At 42.6% G+C, this 17,848-nt stretch carries 24 protein-coding genes; 2 read left to right on the forward strand and 22 right to left on the reverse strand.

From position 1 onward, the window contains the following. Positions 1-9: 9 nt before the first annotated feature. From ACSQ8O_RS29695 to ACSQ8O_RS29785, 19 genes are all read right to left on the reverse strand, one after another. On the reverse strand, positions 10-189 hold the full coding sequence (locus ACSQ8O_RS29695; protein ID WP_056614420.1) for a DUF2768 family protein: 180 nt from the start codon (positions 187-189) through the stop codon (positions 10-12). A 99-nt stretch (positions 190-288) separates the two neighbouring features. Then, complete coding sequence (locus ACSQ8O_RS29700; RefSeq protein ID WP_057312634.1) at positions 289-555, reverse strand: stage VI sporulation protein F; 267 nt, start codon at positions 553-555, stop codon at positions 289-291. 124 nt (positions 556-679) lie between these two features. After that, a complete protein-coding gene (locus tag ACSQ8O_RS29705; protein WP_436244600.1) occupies positions 680-1,705 on the reverse strand; it encodes an NAD(P)H-dependent glycerol-3-phosphate dehydrogenase in 1,026 nt (341 codons plus the stop codon). Between the two features lie 31 nt (positions 1,706-1,736). Continuing rightward, positions 1,737-2,339 carry a glycerol-3-phosphate 1-O-acyltransferase PlsY gene (gene plsY / locus ACSQ8O_RS29710; protein ID WP_436244601.1) on the reverse strand — a complete coding sequence of 201 codons (603 nt, stop codon included), beginning with the start codon at positions 2,337-2,339 and terminating at the stop codon, positions 1,737-1,739. A 13-nt stretch (positions 2,340-2,352) separates the two neighbouring features. After that, the gene (gene der, locus ACSQ8O_RS29715; RefSeq protein WP_068670360.1) at positions 2,353-3,678 is read right to left on the reverse strand and encodes a ribosome biogenesis GTPase Der; all 1,326 of its coding nucleotides are present in this window, start codon (positions 3,676-3,678) and stop codon (positions 2,353-2,355) included. 129 nt (positions 3,679-3,807) lie between these two features. After that, complete coding sequence (locus ACSQ8O_RS29720) at positions 3,808-3,987, reverse strand: capping complex subunit for YIEGIA (protein ID WP_056614430.1); 180 nt, start codon at positions 3,985-3,987, stop codon at positions 3,808-3,810. Positions 3,988-3,994: 7 nt separating this feature from the next. After that, the gene (locus ACSQ8O_RS29725; RefSeq protein ID WP_436244602.1) at positions 3,995-4,906 is read right to left on the reverse strand and encodes a YIEGIA family protein; all 912 of its coding nucleotides are present in this window, start codon (positions 4,904-4,906) and stop codon (positions 3,995-3,997) included. Positions 4,907-4,909: 3 nt separating this feature from the next. Continuing rightward, complete coding sequence (locus ACSQ8O_RS29730) at positions 4,910-5,530, reverse strand: YphA family membrane protein (protein ID WP_436244603.1); 621 nt, start codon at positions 5,528-5,530, stop codon at positions 4,910-4,912. A gap of 129 nt (positions 5,531-5,659) precedes the next feature. After that, positions 5,660-6,718 carry a type 2 isopentenyl-diphosphate Delta-isomerase gene (gene fni / locus ACSQ8O_RS29735; RefSeq protein ID WP_436244604.1) on the reverse strand — a complete coding sequence of 353 codons (1,059 nt, stop codon included), beginning with the start codon at positions 6,716-6,718 and terminating at the stop codon, positions 5,660-5,662. Between the two features lie 30 nt (positions 6,719-6,748). Then, a complete protein-coding gene (gene rpsA, locus ACSQ8O_RS29740) occupies positions 6,749-8,062 on the reverse strand; it encodes a 30S ribosomal protein S1 (protein WP_056614440.1) in 1,314 nt (437 codons plus the stop codon). Positions 8,063-8,212: 150 nt separating this feature from the next. Beyond that, positions 8,213-8,794: a lysophospholipid acyltransferase family protein gene (locus ACSQ8O_RS29745; protein ID WP_056614442.1), complete on the reverse strand. Its 582-nt coding sequence runs from the start codon at positions 8,792-8,794 to the stop codon at positions 8,213-8,215. 2 nt (positions 8,795-8,796) lie between these two features. Beyond that, positions 8,797-9,480: a (d)CMP kinase gene (gene cmk / locus ACSQ8O_RS29750; RefSeq protein ID WP_056614445.1), complete on the reverse strand. Its 684-nt coding sequence runs from the start codon at positions 9,478-9,480 to the stop codon at positions 8,797-8,799. Between the two features lie 139 nt (positions 9,481-9,619). After that, entirely contained in the window at positions 9,620-9,844 is a 225-nt protein-coding gene (locus ACSQ8O_RS29755; RefSeq protein ID WP_436244605.1) for a hypothetical protein, read from the reverse strand. Between the two features lie 66 nt (positions 9,845-9,910). Beyond that, a complete protein-coding gene (locus ACSQ8O_RS29760) occupies positions 9,911-10,573 on the reverse strand; it encodes a flagellar brake protein (RefSeq protein WP_327205100.1) in 663 nt (220 codons plus the stop codon). Between the two features lie 88 nt (positions 10,574-10,661). Next, on the reverse strand, positions 10,662-12,032 hold the full coding sequence (gene ypeB / locus ACSQ8O_RS29765) for a germination protein YpeB (protein ID WP_436244606.1): 1,371 nt from the start codon (positions 12,030-12,032) through the stop codon (positions 10,662-10,664). Between the two features lie 165 nt (positions 12,033-12,197). Continuing rightward, on the reverse strand, positions 12,198-12,356 hold the full coding sequence (locus tag ACSQ8O_RS29770; protein ID WP_164483569.1) for a hypothetical protein: 159 nt from the start codon (positions 12,354-12,356) through the stop codon (positions 12,198-12,200). 70 nt (positions 12,357-12,426) lie between these two features. Beyond that, positions 12,427-13,122 (reverse strand): glutamic-type intramembrane protease PrsW, encoded by a 696-nt coding sequence (prsW, locus tag ACSQ8O_RS29775; RefSeq protein ID WP_056614455.1) that lies wholly within the window; start codon positions 13,120-13,122, stop codon positions 12,427-12,429. Between the two features lie 180 nt (positions 13,123-13,302). After that, complete coding sequence (locus ACSQ8O_RS29780) at positions 13,303-13,908, reverse strand: genetic competence negative regulator (protein ID WP_057312084.1); 606 nt, start codon at positions 13,906-13,908, stop codon at positions 13,303-13,305. A gap of 248 nt (positions 13,909-14,156) precedes the next feature. Next, positions 14,157-14,468 carry a hypothetical protein gene (locus tag ACSQ8O_RS29785; RefSeq protein ID WP_436244607.1) on the reverse strand — a complete coding sequence of 104 codons (312 nt, stop codon included), beginning with the start codon at positions 14,466-14,468 and terminating at the stop codon, positions 14,157-14,159. Between the two features lie 175 nt (positions 14,469-14,643). Here ACSQ8O_RS29785 and ACSQ8O_RS29790 point away from each other — a divergent pair, with 175 nt between their 5' ends. Then, entirely contained in the window at positions 14,644-15,495 is an 852-nt protein-coding gene (locus ACSQ8O_RS29790; RefSeq protein ID WP_436244608.1) for a polysaccharide deacetylase family protein, read from the forward strand. Positions 15,496-15,563: 68 nt separating this feature from the next. On the opposite strand, the gene ACSQ8O_RS29795 is transcribed toward ACSQ8O_RS29790, so the two are convergent. Then, the gene (locus ACSQ8O_RS29795; protein ID WP_056614466.1) at positions 15,564-15,776 is read right to left on the reverse strand and encodes a hypothetical protein; all 213 of its coding nucleotides are present in this window, start codon (positions 15,774-15,776) and stop codon (positions 15,564-15,566) included. Next, positions 15,773-16,381 carry a CPBP family intramembrane glutamic endopeptidase gene (locus tag ACSQ8O_RS29800; RefSeq protein ID WP_436244609.1) on the reverse strand — a complete coding sequence of 203 codons (609 nt, stop codon included), beginning with the start codon at positions 16,379-16,381 and terminating at the stop codon, positions 15,773-15,775. Before ACSQ8O_RS29800 ends, ACSQ8O_RS29795 begins: the two co-directional genes overlap by 4 nt. A 91-nt stretch (positions 16,382-16,472) precedes the next feature. On the opposite strand from ACSQ8O_RS29800, the gene ACSQ8O_RS29805 reads away from it, so the two are divergent. Further along, positions 16,473-17,396, forward strand: coding sequence for a hypothetical protein (locus tag ACSQ8O_RS29805; RefSeq protein ID WP_436244610.1), 924 nt, complete (start codon positions 16,473-16,475; stop codon positions 17,394-17,396). Positions 17,397-17,448: 52 nt separating this feature from the next. Here ACSQ8O_RS29805 and ACSQ8O_RS29810 read toward each other — a convergent pair whose 3' ends face one another. Continuing rightward, on the reverse strand, positions 17,449-17,772 hold the full coding sequence (locus tag ACSQ8O_RS29810; RefSeq protein WP_056614472.1) for a rhodanese-like domain-containing protein: 324 nt from the start codon (positions 17,770-17,772) through the stop codon (positions 17,449-17,451). Between the last annotated feature and the right edge of the window lie 76 nt (positions 17,773-17,848).

Raw genomic sequence — 17,848 nt, forward strand, 5'->3', positions numbered from 1 at the left:
TCCGGTTGGTTAAAACAACGAAGATAACATAAAAAGTAAGATAGGAATAAACATTAAAAAAGCAATGAAAGACAGCACTCCGCGCCATACGCCAGATGTTCTTGTACGTGCATACGAGATCAGGAATGACGCAACAACCATCAGTCCCATGGCCACGAATGAGGCCCACATTTTGTCTAAAGGTGACATATAATAAACTCCTTATGTAAAAATCGTAAAAATGAAACACATGTAAGTATAGCACAGAATGAGAAAAAAGCATAAAGGGGATGGACCCCTTCATGCTTCTTATTTCTTACCCATCATCATGCTCATCAATTGCTGCATATTATTGGTATCAAGTTTACTGCTTTTAACGGCTTGAACGATATCATTAATCGTTTCTTCAGACACCTTGACATTCACTAATCCAGAAACCTGTTTAATGAGAGCTCTTAATTGAACTTCACTCTGCATGGTAGAAGGTTTCACTCCACTTGCAATTTTTTCGATATCTTTAGCTGTAACGGATTTGCCCGTCTTCTTCTTGACCACACTTAATACGTCCTTCGACATATCTTTATTCGCCAATTGTGCCGCCTCCTGTACCCTAAGCTAATGAGAAATCCTGATAGGGTATAGTATGAGTGCGGAGAAGAACTGGTGTAGGCTATCTCAACCCTTTTGTTTAACCTTTTGTTTATCTTGTCATCGGTAATTCTTCCATTTCGTGTGTACGCACACGTCCCATAAGATCACCTGCTGCAAGTTGTGGAGATTTTCCTTCAAATAAAACGTTATGTAATTCATTCGTAATCGGCATGGTGACCTCATAGCGTTGCGCCAGGTCATAGGCTGCTTTCGTCGTTTTCACGCCTTCAACAACCATTCCCATCTCTTTGAGCACATCTTCTAATAGAATCCCTTTGGCCAATTTGTTGCCTGCTCGCCAGTTTCTACTATGTTTACTTGTACAGGTAGCGATCAAATCACCAATTCCAGCTAATCCAGCAAAGGTAAGAGGGTTAGCCCCCATTGCAGTACCTAGTCGCGTGATTTCCGCGAGCCCTCGAGTAACAAGTGCCGCCTTCGCATTATCACCGAAATCTAAACCATCGGTTAGCCCTGCCCCAAGTCCAATGATATTTTTCAGCGCGCCGCCTACCTCAACACCTGTTACATCCGGATTCGTATACACACGGAAATATCGCGTAATAAGTAGGTCTTGAGCAGCCTCAGCGGCTTCTAAATCCTCTGCTGCGACAACGACGGTTGTCGGCATTTTGCAAATAACTTCTTCTGCATGACTTGGTCCCGAAAGGACCACGAATCGCTTCGGATCCATCTCGGGGAGCTCGTCCGCGAGCACCTCTGTCATACGCTTAAGTGTACCTGTTTCAAAACCCTTGGTCGCATGAATAATAAGTGTATCTTTCTTCAAAAATGGACGAATTCGTGAAGCAACCTCACGCATGCCTGAAGATGGAACGACCATAATAATCGCATCCGCATCTTGTACAGCTTCTAGCAAAGAATGGGTCGCTATGATCGAAGGAGATAGCGATATGTCTTTGAGAAAACGGCTATTCGTGTGCTTTTCATTAATTTCTACCACTTGTTCTTCGTTACGAGACCATAGAAGGACTTCTTTCCCATTATCCGCCAATACTGAGGCGAGTGCCGTCCCCCAACTTCCAGCTACAAGGACCGATACTTTATGTGTCACGGTTTCCCCTCCTACGCGTAGTTGTTTTTCGTTAGGCTCTTTTCTGGCCCAGCTTGTTTTCTTTACCTTGAATAAGTTTCACGATATTTGTCCGGTGACGTAAGAAGGCAAAAGCACAAAGCAAAATACTTATCCACAAAACAGGTAACGGCCGGTCCATTCCCCAAATTAGAAAAGGTAAGAGTGCTGTAAGAATAAGGGAGCCGAGCGATACGAATCGTGTGATAGCGATGATGACGATGGCTGTTAAGCCTGCGATCAAGGTAGGGACAAAACAAAGTGTTGCCATGACTCCAATGGTGGTCGCAATTCCTTTACCACCTCTGAAGCCGAAAAACACAGGCCAATTATGCCCTACAATGGCTGCTAACCCACACAAAACAGAAATCCAGATATCATCAGATCCAGGAGCAGCCCAGACCCCCAGTAAGACAGCTACGACGCCTTTTAAGGCATCCAGCAGCAGGACGAGGATTGCTGGCCCCTTCCCCAGAACGCGGAGCGTATTCGTTGCCCCCGCGTTCCCACTGCCGTGCTTACGGATATCAATTCCCTTGAACCATTTTCCGAATAAATAACTAAAGCTGATGGATCCTAGTAAATAGCCCACTACAATTGTTATTATCGAAAGCAATGTACAACATCTCCTATTCTTTGTCCGAAGTTTTTCTACGGCTCAAGATGCGAATGGGCGTTCCTTCAAAGCCGAATGCAGCACGGATTTTGTTATCCAAATAACGTTCGTATGAGAAATGCATAAGCTCTGGCTCATTCACGAAGAGTACGAACACTGGCGGCTTAACGGCTACTTGCGTCACATAGTTAATGCGCAGACGCTTCCCTTTGTCCGTTGGCGGTGGGTTGTATGCAACCGCATCGGAAACAACATCATTCAGGAGATGCGTTTGTACACGCAAGGCATGATTCTCAGCCACTTGTACGATAACAGGCAGCAGTTTATGAAGCCGCTGTGTTGTTTTCGCAGATACAAACACAATTGGTGCATAGCTCAAGAACAAGAAATGATCGCGAATCGTCGTCGTGAAATGTTGCATCGTCTTATCATCTTTCTCAACGATATCCCATTTATTTACGACAATGACAATCGCTTTTCCTGCTTCATGCGCATAGCCTGCAATGTGTTTATCTTGGTCAATAATACCTTCTTGTCCGTCGATTACAACAAGCACCACATCTGCTCGTTCAATAGCTTTCATTGCCCGCATAACGCTATATTTCTCAGTGTTCTCATAAACTTTGCCACGTTTACGCATACCAGCTGTATCAATGATAACGAACTTCTGTCCATCACGCTCGAAAGGTGTATCGATCGCATCACGTGTTGTACCTGCAACGTCGCTCACAATGACTCGCTCTTCACCAAGAATCGCATTTGTCATTGACGATTTCCCAACGTTTGGACGACCAATCAATGCGAATTTAACAACTTCTTCGCCATACTCGTCATCCGTTTTGTCAGGGAATAAGTTACATACGACCTCAAGAAGATCGCCAATCCCAATTCCGTGCGAACCCGAAATCCCTACAGGATCACCGAAACCAAGGGAATAGAATTCATAGATATCATCTTGACGTGCCAAATTATCTACTTTATTTACTGCCAAGACAACTGGCTTCTTGGAACGGAATAGTAGCTGCGCTACTTCTTCATCCGATGGAGTTACGCCCGCCTTCGCGTCAACCATGAACACGATGACATCCGCTTCTTCAATAGCAAGCTCAGCTTGTACACGAACAGATTTCAGAATTACGTCTTCGCCGTCAATTTCAATACCGCCTGTATCAATGACACTAAACGATGTATTAAGCCATTCACCAACACCATATAAACGATCTCGCGTGACACCTGGTTTATCTTCTACGATCGCCATACGATCGCCTACGATTCGATTAAAAATGGTGGATTTCCCGACATTAGGTCGGCCTACAATTGCAAGTACAGGTCTAGCCAATTTACATCTCTCCTTCGGATTCCATGATCATACATGGAAAATTACGCAACTTACATCATAACAAAAAAGAGGCGCCTTGGCTAATCTCTTTTGAGACTTCTATTAAATATGCGCCCTTCCACCGGATAATCAGGAATGTTTCACCAGAATCATCGTACCATTTTTCAGATCATGGGCATTCGCGTCTAACATTTTCTCTAAAGAGAATGCGGTTCTCTGCATCTCCTCTTCACCTTCAACCACAAAAATTGGCGCACCGCCAGCAATACGGTCTTTCGACAATGTCACGATCGCGAGAATTTGCGACATAAGGGCTTTACCCCTCCTTCTTTTTATTTACACCAGCTTCAGAAGGCATGCGCACAGCACTTTCAAGAACAGGTACACGATGAAGGGCAGTGTATGTTTTCTCTTTGTCATTTTCCTGCAAAAGTAAGAGCAAACCGATCGTCCCTGAGTCTAGGTCCAATTTAGCCATGGGCCGTAAGGAAGGCTCGCCCTCATCACGATACACACCGAACAAAGTAGACATATCATACATAATGGCTTGCCGCTGTCCAACATGAGAAATCGTTACACGGGCATTACGATTTTTCGGCTTAATGAGAAAGCCTTGACCATATTTCATTATTTTTTCACGCGAATCCCTAAGTCCTACGTTCATGATATAAATAGAACCCACCGAAACATCCGGCCCATCCATATGAATATCAACGGGTTCAATATCAGCGATGTCCCCTAATTTGCTACCCGATTTAAAGAAATTTGCAAGCCAGATTGATATTAATCCAGCAACTATCCCCCAGTACCAAGCTCCTAATATACTAAAAAAGGAAGCCAAAAAAGCTGTCATAATGACCAAATAATTACGGCCTTCGAATACCATCGCAATCCCTTCGATGTAGGCGGCTCCACGGGGGACAAGTTCTAACTCATCCACTTTCGTTAAACTCTGTCTTTCCATATTGCGCACATCTCTAAATTGTTGTGCCGCTAAAGAAAGAAACGTGACTGCTGTGTAGTTTTTATCCAACAGTGCAGGAACAGCAACCGCTCCAAGACCTGCGGCTATCACGCCAAGTGAGATATGAATGATTTTGCCATGTGGATACGTTGGATATTGCCGATAATCCGTTCGCAGCATATTGATTCGCGACAAAATGCCAAAAATGACACCAATGACAATCCCAATGGTATACCGATGCGTATGTAACCAAGCTATATCCATTGCTTAGTTGCCCCCCCTGCGGTCTAACCAGCTTCTCACTACGGTTCGGCAACCACTGTATGCAGCTTGTACTACAATCGTTATTGTTCTTGCTGTAAAAATAGACAACCACCATTGATCTTGAAACGTAGCCATACCCAACTGATGAAAGCCGTCAACTTCGTGAATACTCGCTTGATACATATCCCCGATCAAATATCCGATCGAAATGGCTGCAATTTGTTCCCAAGCATTGCGCTGAACAACTACGGCTACCAGGGCAATTAACAGAGCAGTCTGCCATTCTGAATTACGAATGATAAGAATCGGGTCCATTTCTAGCAGTTGTTGAAATAGAAAGTGTAGTGAACCAATCAGTAGTCCTATGGAAAGCAGATGTAGCTTATGTATAAAACCTTGTGTGACATAAAGAATACTAAAGGCAATCGTTAGTACAACAACATAAACAAGTTGAATATGTACATGTTGTATCGTTACGGTAACTCGTGATCCGATCAGCCAAGAGGCAAAAAAAAGAAGCATGCCTTTATGCGATATACTTCGGATGTACAGCTCCTTCCAGCCGCTGGCGAGCAAGATCAACGTGATGCAAAGGAGAATAAGCGATAGATAACCAGCATTCATAATCAAACCACCTAGCCTGCGTAGCTATCGATGACATCCTGTCATCAATGTGCTTTACGGATCTTCAGGCTCCCCCTCAAGTAAGTAATAAGGGAGATCTGCCTGATCCTTAGTATGGCAATATTTTGATTATTTACTCTGAATAGTTCGCTCTGCGTATGAAGTTAAGTCAATGCCTCTCGTTCGACACCATTCCGCGGTATCTCCAACGATGACAACTGGACACCTTGTAAGGGCTTGAATCGAATTAGCTCCTAATGCCGTCATAATTAAAATGAGTCCTTGGTGAAGTTCTTCTGCATAATCGTGAAGTGCATCTACACCATCTACACGCAATACCTTCAGAAATGCTCCTGCCATACCCACTGCCGATGCGCCTAAGGTAAGTGCTTTCGCCACTTCCAATGCATTTGTAATGCCGCCTGACGCAATAATAGAACCCCACGGATAAACAGATAGGACTTCTAATAAAGTCATACTTGTCGGTGTACCCCAATCATTCAGCCAATCTAATGCAGCAGATCGTCTCGCATTTTCAATAGCAGCAAAATTCGTGCCGCCTGAGCCTCCCACATCGAGTACCTGAACACCAACATCTCTTAGCTGCTTCGCATTATCACGCGAAATGCCAAAGCCTACCTCTTTCACAATTACCGGTACAGGCGTGTGACGAACAATGCTTTCAATGCGTCCAAGCATGCCTACGAAGCTGCGATCACCTTCTGGCATAATCAGTTCTTGCATAACGTTCAAATGGATTTGAAGCGCATTCGCTTCTATCATCTCTACCGCACGTAATGCTTGTTCCGTTGTGGCTTCACTCCCCAAATTAGCAAAGATGATACCCTTCGGATTCTCGCGCCGCACCACTTCATAGCTGGATGCCACTTCGCTATTCTTAATAGCTGACATCTGGGAGCCAACAGCCATAGGCAAACCTTTCTCCCTCGCGAGTATGGCCAATTCGCGATTAATGCTCTCTGTCTCGTGAGCGCCGCCGGTCATTGCATTAATTAAAATCGGCGAACTCATAGTGAGATCGCCGATTGTTGTTGTTAAAGCAATATGATCCGTCGAAGTCTCAGGAAGACAGTTATGCACAAGCTTGATATCCGCCAACCCTTGTTGACGAGTTTGACCAAGCTCCAGCGCATAATGGACATGCTCCATTTTGCGTGAGATGCGCATTTCTGTAACCTCCCTAGAAATTGGATCTATTTATTTTTTGAATTTAGCCAGTTTATCTCCGAAACGCTCACCAAGTGTCATGGACAAACCTTGATTGCTTAGGGATACGTTTTCGTTACCAGCAATTTCTTTTTGGTGACTAGCGCTGTTACCACGGTCACGATCACCGCGCGGTTGTCTTTCTCTATCTGGCTTGCCAGCTGATGACGGAGCCGCTGCACCAGCAGGTGCTTCAGGAGCATCTTCTGTATCTTTAATGCTTAAGCTAACGCGTTTCTCAGCAAGGTTGATTTCCAAGATTTTCACTTGTACTTCTTGGCCTTCTTTCAAAACTTCATGCGGAGTACCAATGTGACGGTGTGCGATTTGGGAAATGTGAACAAGCCCCTCAACACCTGGTGCCACTTCAACGAATGCACCGAAAGCTGCAAGACGTTTAACTGTACCTGTTACGATATCACCAGCTTTGAAATCACGCTCAACATTTGACCAAGGACCATCTTGCGTAGCTTTGATGCTCAAGCTGATTTTGTCATTGGATGGATCCAATTTAAGGATTTGCACCTTAACTTTGTCTCCTTCTTTAACAACATCAGAAGCTTGTTCAACATGCTGCCAAGCAAGTTCAGAAATATGAACAAGTCCATCAATACCACCGATGTCAACAAATGCACCGAATTGTGTCAAACGTTGTACAGTACCATCTAGTACTTGACCAACTTGAAGACCTTCGATGATTTTCTTTTTGTTTGTTTCGAACTCTTCATCCAAAATATCTTTTTGGGAAAGGATGACTTTGTTTTTCTCGCGATCAATTTCTTTCACACGAAGTCGCAATGTGCGGCCTTTGTAGGAAGAGAAATCTTCAACGAATTGACGCTCAACCATGGAAGCAGGTACGAATCCACGTACACCAATATCCACAACTAATCCGCCTTTAACAACCTCAGCAACAGCTGCTTCGATAATTTCTTTGCTCTCAAGTTGTCCTTGTAGCGTTTCCCAAGCTTTCTCGTTGTCAACAACACGTTTGGACAATACCAACGTTTCTTTTGCATCGTTGATGGAAACGATCTTCAATTCTACTTCTTGACCAAGCTCGACTGCTTGCGCAGCATCGTTCAAGCTTACGGAAGAAAGCTCACGAACTGGGATGACGCCATCGTATTTGTAACCGATATCCACGAAAGCTTGATCAGCGTCTACTTTAACGATTTTGCCTTTTACCGTAGCGCCTTTCTTCAACACAGCAACATTGTTAAGCGCGTGCTCTGCTTCTGCTTGTGATACGGCCGTTTCTTGAGCTTCCTGTGATTGATCTTCAACTTTTACTTCATCTGACATGAGATTAGCCTCCTCTATTTACAACCAACAAAAATAATTTATAAGTCACAAAGCAGCAGTCAAGCTCCTACTCTGTTTCAAACACAATAATAAGTTCAAATCACTTTATGGTTAGTATAATTCCAAGCTTTCGATTCCATACATTTCTGCTTATGCTTTACTAGTAACTGTATGTAGTCGGCGAATTTCTTTCATAATCGCTTCCGTCGCCTGCTCCAGATCCTCTGAACTACCGCCTTCATAAGCGCTCATATCAAGTGGTTTACCGTAAACGATCGTCATACGACGGAATAGTGAGTAGGTACCTACGATAGCTACCGGAACAACTGCCGCGCCCGACTTCAATGCAAGACTAGCAGCGCCTTTCTTCCCCATTCCACCCGCATTGCTTCTAGATCCTTCAGGAAAAACACCTAGCATATTGCCATCACGCAGCAGCTGTACAGCAAGTCGAATCGACTCTCTGCTTACGCCTCCGCGTTTAACTGGGAATGCGCCTACTTTAGATATGATAGACCCCAGTACTGGTATATCAAACAGCTCCGCCTTGGCCATGAAATGCACCTTGCGGCGCAGTGGTGAACCTAAGAATGGTGGGTCTAAGAAGCTAGTATGATTACCACACAAAACAACTGCCCCTTGCGTTGGAACATTTTCCATGCCGATAGCACGCATTCGGAAAAAAACGGTGAAAATAAATCGAAATAAGGCTCTTCCGATGCGATATAGCATCTTTATTTGCCACCTCCGACTTTGTCCTTGCAAAGTCCAAGAATTTCTTCCACTACTTCTTCAATCGTCATTGATGTACTGTCCATCAACACGGCATCATGCGCCCTACGCAGTGGTGAAATTTCCCTCGCCTCATCGAATTGATCGCGACGTGCGATATCCTGCTCCAATTCGGAAAGAGTCAGTGTATTCGTACCACTGTTTTCTAATTCCTTGAATCGGCGCTCAGCACGTTCCTTCACACTCGCGGTTAAGAAAACCTTGATCTCTGCATCTGGCATGACATGTGTACCAATGTCACGGCCGTCCATGACTACGCCTTTGGAAACAGTCATTTGCTGCTGTAGCGCAACTAACAAATGACGTACAGCGCCATAGCTGGCAATTTGTGAAACATGTGTCGTTACATCCGTTGAACGAATCGCTTTCGTCACATCAACACCATCTACGATGACCTGTTGCCCTTCATCTCCAGGGATGAGCTCAATCTGCATTCGATTGGCTAACGCAGCCACTTCTGTTTCTTGCTCAGGTAGCAGCCCTTCTTGCTGTACTTTCCACGTTACTGCTCGATACATGGCTCCTGTATCCACGTAAATGAAACCAAGTGCACCGGCAACTAGCCGTGCTATGGTGCTTTTACCGGCTCCAGCAGGACCATCTATGGCAATATTGAACTTATCCAAGCTGCTGTTCCTCCTAACAATACTTCACAGTACCTTACGAACAAAAAAGCAGGCACTTGCCTGCTAATTACTAGAAATTATACCACACAACATGGTCATATGCAAAACTTGGGTTCTATCCTACCTTGATTTCATGCGCTTATGAGCGTTCTCTTAAGGGATGTTCCGGTACGATATATGGTTGCCCTTCGAGTGGCTCGACACGTGTGAAATGCTTGCGAATATACGCATTTTGAAGTAATGCTTGTACACAAACTAGCAATATAATAACGAAAATTACAGCTCTAATAATGACCTTCTCTACTTTCGCAGAAAAGCGCAAAAATAACTGTTCATATGGTTCTGTCTCTGGTTCCTTGGACATGAGATCACGCTCCCGCTAGCATCCGATATGCATAGCAGTATACCCTTAGCGTTTATGTCTCAATCCCTAGCGTTTGCGAAAATCCATTTGTCTCTCAAAGCAAAAACGAATCAGTTTCTGCCGCTCTCTATCCGCGATCTCTGCGAATCGAATCATGACTAATTGCTTACCCGTCTCCGTACCTTTCACGCGTACAACTTCACCTGTAAACGGAATATGCTCGATCGTGCCATTTTTGAATGGCGCAAGTACCCAACAAGATATGATTGCATTTAAGCCTATCGGAATATGACCATCACAAATAAATGAAATACCTCCACCGCCAACATCATCCGTCAATCCAATAAATTGGATCTGGTCGTTCAGCTTCACGGCGATTTCTAATTCTGCTAAAACTCGAAGGAAATTCCTGCGTTGTATTTGCGTAATCGCACTTAACTCTGGGAGTCTTAGTTCGATCAAGCGAATAACATCCTCCGTAAAAGCTACAACTTCTGTTGTGAAATAATGCTTCACACCGCCTTGACCTAGGAAATGAGCACTAATCTCATCACCTTGATAAAGTTTTTTCAATCGTCCTGTCTTTTCATTCAAAGGGATTTCAATGATAATCGCGCTTTCTGTCACATCCGCAATTCTAGACTTATATTCGATTTTGGACTCTTCTTCATCAATACTGTTCATTTGCATATGTAAAATCTGGTTGACCTTAGGAAGCAATTTCCGCACCTCCGCGAAGTAATATGCATTAATTATACCATGACCTCACCATTTAGATAGAAAAAAAAGAAGCAGGATGATATCCTGCCTCCTCTTCCTATGATTTTCCTTTTGCAGCTTCCGCTTGATCTTGACGAATTGTCTCTATTTTCTCTTCCATGCCCACATCTGCATTTACATAAACACGATAGATATTGTTATTCATTGTGCCGATAAATTCATGACAGAGCACTTCTTCGTCCAAATCATTTTTAATAATCGCAAGCGATTCGCCAGTCACTTTCATTTTAGAACTCAGTTGTTTACGTGCTTGGTCTACTGTAATTTTCGGTTGACCAATATTGCGTTTCTTCTGTGAATAAATATAATTGGTCGCTTGTAGCCCCGTTACTTCAAGGGTATCTAAAGCAACTTTAACTGTAACTTGTTCCGGATATATGGTGACATTATTTTCTTTCTTTGCGAACAGAATGGTCGCTGTATTCTGATATTGATCGTAACTAATTGCACTTAAATCCTTGTACTCATGCTGATCCAGAAATTCATTCGCAATATCTCTTGCTTGACGAAGATTAAATTTCGCAGCTGGTACATCACGTGTCTTCATAAAATAGATCAGGTGACCACCTTTTTTGGTGTAATCCATTTGTGTATCCGTTTTGGAAGCATCATTGCTTGGAATAACAACACTATAACTTTGAAATTCAGGTGCACTTCCGCCGTTCTCGACAACTTTAATGCCACTAGAATCTTTTACGCCAAGGAAATCAATAGCTTTCTTTTTAACTTGATCTGCCGTCATATCATTGCCCGTCAGCATTTTGACATCATTTTTGGAGAACACATTTAAACTGCCTGTCCCCCAATTCAACTCATCATATCCACCTACTTGTTTGTCCACAATCTTAAAGCCATCGATAATCGCATTGTCATGCATTTCTTTTTCAGATGCGAGAGCCGTCTCCACATCCATCCAACGCAAATTATTTGCAATTACTTTATTTTGCACACCCCTAATTTCTTTAGTTATATCAGCAGAATGTGCATACAAGGTGTTCAACGTTTTCATTTCCGCTTCGGTTAAAGGCTGTTTCGTCATATCGCGAACAGACATGCGGTAAGAGAAATTAGCCATATTCGCTAGGAAATCTTCCGTTTTGTTAAAAGGCAGCAGCATTAAAGGCAATTGTGTGATGTCACTCTGCGCTTGACTTGTTAAACGCCAAACATTAACCAACCCTTTCCGGTAGGATGGTTCCGAAGTTTCATTTACCGCCAATGTATTGCCTAATTCCGTATGTAGCTTATCCATGTGAAAGGACAGGTCATGAAACGCGCGTTGATACTGATTCTCCGCTTTAATTAATATCGTATTCTTTTCTTGGTGTTCCAAATACCCCCACACAGAAGCCCCGATTAAAGCCAGCAGTAGAAATGGAAACATGACGATACTTAATCTTTTATACACAGAACTGCTCCTTTCATACCCAATCTTGCGCTTAGTTTTTACGCGTGGAGGCAGGTTTATACAAGATTGTCACAAAATAAACAGCTACTCCATCCCTTTATAGGACAATGGCGTTTATCGATTTGTACATACAAAAAAAGGCCTATTCGGAAGAATGGCCTCTTGCTAACTTTCGGTTTCTATTTCAAAATCGTGCTCATTACTGCATATGCATTGCCGAAATCCAGTTTCAATCTTGTCTTTTTCCTTCTTGCCTCGCAATACGAACTTCTCACCACATAACCGACATCGGATCTTCACTTTCACGCGCGTCGTTAATGACATGTATACCCTCCCGGTCTTTCCCCATTCCATGTAATGGAGTTCAACAAATATACAGTCATTATGACCCAAATCATCCCATTTTAATCTTCTCATCGACAGTTACAACGCGTAAAGGAGAGTGTGCATTAGCACGATCTACACGCCATATCGACCGTAACCATAGAAAAGTCATAAGCGGAATCATAATCCAAATCCAGTTGTTTGTGAATATAAGCAAAATATAATCAAATGCACCGTGCCAAGCAATTGGCAGCAACAGGGATATCCATAAATACCTATTTTGCTTATGAGGAACGAATTTGGCCTTGCCCATGTAATACCCCATCATGACACCAAATAAAGCGTGTCCCGAGACTGGCAATAGCGCACGAAGCATCAGTGCCGAGAAAGAGGAAGCATGCAAGAATGCATAAATAATATTCTCCAAGGTTGCAAAGCCAAGACTGACAGCCACCGCATACACAATCCCGTCGTATGGCTCATCGAAGGCTTCATGACGGAAAATCAAGTGATACAGTAACAACCACTTCAGAAACTCTTCAATTCCTCCTGAGAGAAAAAAAGATGTCATGATCGTGCCATTGCCGAACTCCTGGATAAATGCGTTCTGTAGAACCATCGTCGGATAAACGAGTAGTACACCAAAAAGAAACATCCGTATCACTAAATGGATAGGTTCTGTTTCGTACCGATCCTTCAGATAAAAGTAGGCGAGCAATGAGAGACCTGGCGCTATGGCTGCCAATAAAATAGGCACGATATGCATGTTCCAGCTCCCCTCTTTTTTGAATACATACCTCTATTATAGTCGTTCTGTCTAGACATTTCTACGTGTAACACAAACGACCTTAGTTGCGTATTATGGAAAACAAAACAAGCATCCTCAAAAACGGTTGTTTTTGGGAGATGCTTGTTTCATTCTCATGCATCAGGACGTGAGTCCCAATTATTTGAAATGGCGGCAGAGCACCTTAACGGCATCATCTGCAATGATGGTTTTCCCGTATTCCTCAAGAACAGCCAAGGTCACTGAAGAAGCTTCACCGAACTCAGACAAGACAGCAATAAGAGCTTGATACTTGGTTTCTTCAAGATCTACAGGTTCTAGCTGTAAAATATATTTCCCTTTGTACGAATACAGGGTACCGCCTTCCATCAGAAGGGGATTAATTACTTTGGATACACGCAGCAGATCTTCAAAATCACGGAAAGCATAGGAGATTAGATCGCTTTGTTCAAGCGTAACTTCCATTTCGTACACTTCTTCAGCTTCATGATCATCATACGCATCAGAACTCGCATACAAATCAAGCTTGCCTCTAGTGACGATGACAACCATACCTTGCGCTGGGAGGGCGAATACCTCAACAGCAAGGGGACCGGACGGGTCAAATCCGAGCTCCGAATAGGCTTGATCCATCATCTCACTAAACAACTCGTGCACTTTCGGAATTTCTCTCCACATGTCGTCTTTTTGAATTCCACGTTCAGTTAAGTCATCGAATGTTAGGAAAATCCGTATCTTATCCTGACTTAAGCGTTCTATTTTCATGATAGGATCCTCCTTTGAGCTCTCCAACTGGAAAGCTTGCATCGAAAGCATGGTCACCTTATTTCAATCAGAATATGTTAGAAAAATAAAAAGGTGAACCACTAATCAATAAATGGACATGCATCCATCTATTGTTTTCACCTATCATGTTAACACTAAATCTTTGTAATTGCACGCTTAAGTTATGTATAAAAAGAAAAAGCACAGCCGGCCCCGTGGGTATGCCAGACTGTGCTGAGCGCTTATCTTTATTGTATTGTTGCGCTGCTTATTTTATTATCCTGCAGGATTTCATTGACAGTTGCCTTCAAACTCGGGTCTTCTTTGACGATTTTCTCTACTTGGTTTAAGCCATTTGTACTCGTCGAGGAGAAATTTCGGGCTGTAGATTCTCCAACAGATTTGCTTGTGAACGTTTCTTTGGCCTTATCCATGACATTGCCCATCGATTGACTAGATGAGCTAAATGCTGAGAAAAGCATGGATTTACTTTTACGATTGAGATAAATAACAGCAGCCGCGCCTGCAATGCCACCAAGCATAAATGTTCCTAATTTCATTGGATCTCCCTCCATGATAAGTAGTATCAATCCTTTCTAGGTTGTGCGAGTTTAGAAGTGGTCATACACAACTGAAGAAGGAAAACATAGGAGAATTGACATCTGCGAATTATGGTCTTAATTGTGGTACTATAAGGGATGACCACCATGTAAGGATCTGAGGAGAATACGAATTATGAAAAAGAAAGCAAGCACACTATTCCTAACAGTCATGCTTCTATTGGCTGCCTGCAGTGCAGATCAAACCGAAACAAGTCCTGCTGCGACTACAAGTGTAGCGCCAGTTGTTCAAGTGACATCAAGCCCAAGTGAATCTCCAACCCCCACCGCGGCTCCTACACCCACACCTTCACCAACACCAACTGCTCCCGTTCAAGAAGTAGTACAAAAGACCTACCATATGAACAAAAACTATGATATCGTGCCCAATGACCCCAATGGTAATAAAAAAGTCGTCTTATTAACCTTTGATGATGGACCTAAAGAACAAGCGATGAATCAATCTCTTATTGATATCTTGAACAAACATAAGGCGAAGGCCATCTTCTTCATGAACGGTTATCGTATAAAGCAAAAGCCTGAGCTCGTAAAACTTGTTCACGAAAGCGGCAATATCATTGGTAATCATGCTTGGGATCACGACAATATGAAAGATATGCCGAATGATAAAATTGATAAACAAGTTGACGATGTTGGGCAAATTGTGAAAGAAATTACGGGTCAGTCCCCACAATTTTTCCGTCCTCCATTTGGCTCAGGTAATGATTATTTGAAGTCGAAAATTAAAAATAACAAAATGCTTTACATGACATGGTCGAATGGTTCATTAGATTGGGACATGACGAATAAGAATAATGATTCCAATAAAGTCATTGAGAATGTGATGGGGCAGCTTCACAACGGCAGCAATATTCTCATGCATGAGCTCCCATGGACAGTAGCTGCGCTTGATACGTTGCTCACGAAGCTCGAGGAAAAAGGTTATACGTTTGTTGATCCCAATGCCATTGAATTAGAAATGAGATAGGAATGAACTAAGAGCCCTACGCTGCCGCGAATGTTTCGTTCGTAGCGACGTAGGGCTCTTTTTATTTTTTACAACGAAGAATTTGAGTACTTGATCCCCCAAACAGTTAAACTCACAACTAAAGCGATAAATAACCAAAGTAATGTCATATAGAAAAGATTCGTCCATTTGCCTTGCTCCGAAGGGTGTACGGCTCTACGCGGCGGTAAATAGGTATCATCCTCTTGTTTCTCCTCCACGTCAGGATTCGAACGCGAAGCTACTCTTTCTCCAACACTCATGAACCTTGATCTTCCTCCTTGCCAAACCGAAGTATGCAACCCATCACCATATCAATCATAAAGTGAGCAATAATTGGTGTCCATAGGCTTCCCGTATGAAGGTAAATCCAACCTAAGCCATAGCTAATACAAAATACCATCCCTGTCATGAGCCAATGCTGCAGATAGCGAACATGAATTGCGGCAAATAAAATACTAGTCCAGTAAGGTCCCCAGGCATGTTGAATCGCACCACGAAATAGGACCTCTTCACAGACTGATACGACGAATGAAATAAGTGCAATATGCCAAATGGCCCTATTCCCAAAAATCATTTGATTAATGCCACCGTCATCAGATACTTCTTTGGGTACCCATCTTGAAATAAGCAGGTCAATACCAAGGACAACTACAGCAAATAAACAACCCCAAATGAGGACAGGCCAACCACCTTGAAACGACAACGCAGAAAGAATCTTTGAATTACTCTGAAATAATAGGATGATAATTCCGATAATAAGCGTAAGCAGTTGTGTAATATAAAGATTCAGCAATAAAGTTTTGTCATTCAGTTCATTGATATCAACTTTCCCAATACGAAGGTTTTTAAAATCGAATTTTTTCAAAGGAAGCAGCCTCATTTCCTTATAATATTCCTTTTTCATGCTGATTGACCTATACTAAAACAACTATAAGAGACAACAAGGAGCTTGATTTATGGAGAAGCGTCTTACCCGCACTGATTATTTATTTGCCCTCATGTTTATCTTTATGCTGGTCTGTATCCTTGGCGCTTTTTTCTATGGCTTGCGATTAGGACAAACGAAATCCGATTTAAAATATGATAAAATCATGCATGCTGATCAAGCGTCATCAGTCCCCGAAGTAGGCGCTTATGATCAACAAGTGCTTGTGTCATATTACCATACCATCTTTTTACCCTTTAGGGAATTTCAGAATAAATGGTTTGAATTATTGAGTCAAATCGAGATGGATAATGCAACTGTTGACGCTTCCGCAGTCCTGAAAGAGCTAAGTAAAATTGCAGCTGATAAATACAATACGCTCCAAAGTAAGAACATGCCTGCCTCTTCACCCTTACTTGTACAGTCACACCAAGGCTATCTGAAGAGCTTGAAGCTATTCACTGATGCATTAAGTAACTATCAGTCCAAAGCGAATGCACAAAGTCACGCACAGCTATTAGATGCCATCCAGAAGGATGCATACTTCCTTGAAGCCAAAACACAAGCCTTAACTGCGCAGAAAAATTACTTTGACTCCATCCTTGTCTGGAACGGCACTATGGATCCGGACATTGAATATTTCGATCCTAATAATACAGCCAATCTTGATCAGTGGCGCGCAATGAATTTCAACGTAAAGAATGTATATATCACCGCTAAATTATTGAAAAACAAAGCATTCTCGCCTTTTTATCCGCAGGATTTAACGATAAGAATTGATGAATTCATCGCATCCGGCCAAGCCAAAAAATTAAATGTGAATGATGTGAATCAAACCATGGAATTATTACTCAGCACGAATGCTGTTCGCACAGGAGACTTCGTCAAAGGCAAAGCGAAATGGTATTCCAATGAAACACTGCCTCAATTACCTTTCTTTTCAGATGTAAATTAAGAAAAAAGCTGAAGATTTGGTCCTCATGGACGAAGTCATCAGCTTTTTCTATTTAGTCGTATTGGAAGCCGCGGAACATGCCAATAGCAGCCATTCCCCCGTCTACATTAATGACACGCTCAAAACCGTTTTCTTTTAAATATTCAGCAACACGTAGACTGCGCATCCCATGTGCACAAACGATATAAATGTCTTCATCTTCTGGAAGCTCACCCATACGGAGTGGAATTTGCTGCATGGGAATTAATTTGGCTTCTTCCATATGATAGTAATCCCATTCATGGGGTTCCCTTACATCAATGATGACACTATTTCCTAGTGTTTTTTGGTCGACAGCTTGGAGAAAAATTTGGGGATAAATGCTCTTAATTTCCATTTAGGTACACACTCCTGCTTTCTTTAGTTAAGATCCTAACATTCACTGTACCATACATGAAAATGAGCCTCAAATA

The sequence above is a fragment of the Paenibacillus sp. LjRoot56 genome (assembly GCF_964253335.1).
Lineage (GTDB): Bacteria > Bacillota > Bacilli > Paenibacillales > NBRC-103111 > Paenibacillus_E > Paenibacillus_E allorhizoplanae.